Here is a 2,095-nt window from a genome sequence, read left to right as displayed (position 1 = left end):
AGCACTAATGGAAGGGGGTCATATCTCCTTCCTTTTAGATGAACTTAAAAAAGACATAGCCCTGAGTATAATTCGTACCGAATTCGAGCAAAATGCCAAAAGGGAAGAATTGTACGCGCTGACTAAAGCTATAGATGCATTAGATGTTAAGCTTCAGGAGTGTGTAAATACTTACGACCAAATTCAGGAGAGTGAATAATTATGAGTAATCCTAACGATATGTACATTGATACCGACAACTTTGACTTCTTTTCTTTAAATGATGTAGTCCTTGATGTTGATACAAATGGTAATGAAATTCCTAATTCAGACGCAACTGCTAAACACAATCCAAGTAAAGTCGCAGAAGGTGCGGGTAATCCGGATGGTGGTATTATCGATGACACATCTGATTTATCTTTTGATTTCGGTGAGGAAGATGAAGTTGAAGAAAGTGATGAAGTCGAAGAGGCAGTCGAAGAAGTTGAGGAAGAAGTTGAAGACTCCGAAGTTGAACAAACGGAAACTCCTGATGAACAGGAAGTAGACTTCGAAGAATATGAAATCACTCTACCTACTGGTGAGAATGTAGTACTCAGTGAAGTGATTAAAGGCTATAAAGATAACCAAGCTCTGGAACAAGCTATTGCTGAATTTAACCAGACTCAGGAAGCCTTTGTTAAAGAATCTGAGGGTGTTTACAAACATCTGGAACTTGCACGTCTTGAAGCAGACCGCGTAATTGAAGATTATGAAGACTTTGATTGGGCAACCTATAAGCGTGAAGACCCAGCTGGCTATGTCGAAAACCGTGAGTTCTTAGACCGCTATATTGCACGTCGTAAAGAAATCATTGACACTATGCAACACCTGGAATCTCAGAAAGCTGAAGCAGAAGCTGCCACTAAGCAGAAAGCAGCAGAAGAAGCTGCCGCTGTTCTTCAGCGTGATATTCCTGGTTGGAGTAAAGATTTGTATGTTGAATTGATGGAATTTGCAATTGCTCAAGGTGCTGAAAAAGATTACATTGAGAATTGTATTGACCCACTGACCTTTAAACTGTTGCATAAAGCTCTCCAATTTGAGAAAGGTAAAAAGACTGTTGTTGCTAAAATGAAACGTGTTGGCTCACCAACTAAAGTAGTTCAAGCTCAAGCTAAACCAACTCCTACAGAACAGAAAGTCGATAAGAAGAAAGAAGTCCTGTTGAAGAAAATCCGTAATGGTGGCTTAGATGAGCGTGATACTTCGGATATGTTTAAATATTTAGTCGACTAATTTCCAATTTGTCAACCACTTTTTACAAATTATTACATATATAGTTCGTATACGTTGAAATGGCTGGGCTATTAAATTAGCCTAGCATAATGAATTGACAAAAGGAGGCCTCTTAATGGCACAAACTAATTTAGTTTCCTACGACCTTCAGGGTATTAAGGAATCTTTCGCAAACTGGGTATCTAATCTGTCTCCTACCGATACTCCGTTCGTTTCTATGACTGGTAAAGAAGCTATTACTAATAAGCTGTTCCAGTGGCAGACTGACAAACTGGCTAAAGCTGATAAAGATAACGCCGTTATTGAAGGCTCTGACGTTACTGATGCTCCATTTACTTCCGGTACTGAAGTTATCCAGAATAACACTCAGATTCTGCGTAAAGTTGTTAAAGTATCTGATACAGCGAATGCTCTGGCTAACTATGGTCGCGGTCAAGAACTGCAATACCAAATGGAAAAAGCTGGTAAAGAGATTAAGCGTGACTTGGAAGTAATCCTCCTGTCCGACCAAGCTCTGAATGCTGGTGTAGGTGGTGTTACTACCAACGCAACAACAGCTACTCCTCCGGGTACTGCTGCTACAGCTGCTGCTCCAAAAACTAAAGCTTTCCAAGCTCTGGTTGCTCCAAGTGCTACACCTTCTCCGGAAGTACCAACTAGTGGTGTTGCTGCTGATTATGCTGTAACTCGTAATGCTGGTGGTGGTGCTACAGCAACAGCCACCTTCGATGAAGGCGACATCTTTAAACTGACTAACGCTTTGTACCTGAACGGCTCTAATGCAAACATCATCATGTACCATCCTAAACATGCTCAGACATTCTCTAGTCTGATGGAA

3 protein-coding genes are annotated in these 2,095 nt (G+C 40.8%); all 3 read left to right on the top strand.

All coding sequences use genetic code 11. The features are described 5' to 3' along the window. Nucleotides 1–199 (top strand): hypothetical protein (locus tag N1032_RS22665; protein WP_259542571.1); only part of this gene is annotated, 199 nt, incomplete at its 5' end. 2 nt (nucleotides 200–201) lie between these two features. Then, nucleotides 202–1,257: a hypothetical protein gene (locus tag N1032_RS22660; RefSeq protein ID WP_259542570.1), complete on the top strand. Its 1,056-nt coding sequence runs from the start codon at nucleotides 202–204 to the stop codon at nucleotides 1,255–1,257. A 115-nt stretch (nucleotides 1,258–1,372) separates the two neighbouring features. Continuing rightward, a partial coding sequence (locus N1032_RS22655; RefSeq protein WP_259542569.1) for a DUF5309 domain-containing protein occupies nucleotides 1,373–2,095 on the top strand: 723 nt, incomplete at its 3' end.

The sequence above is a fragment of the Herbiconiux daphne genome (assembly GCF_024979295.1).
Lineage (GTDB): Bacteria > Actinomycetota > Actinomycetes > Actinomycetales > Microbacteriaceae > Herbiconiux > Herbiconiux daphnes.
This window is presented reverse-complemented; position numbering and strand designations above follow the sequence as displayed.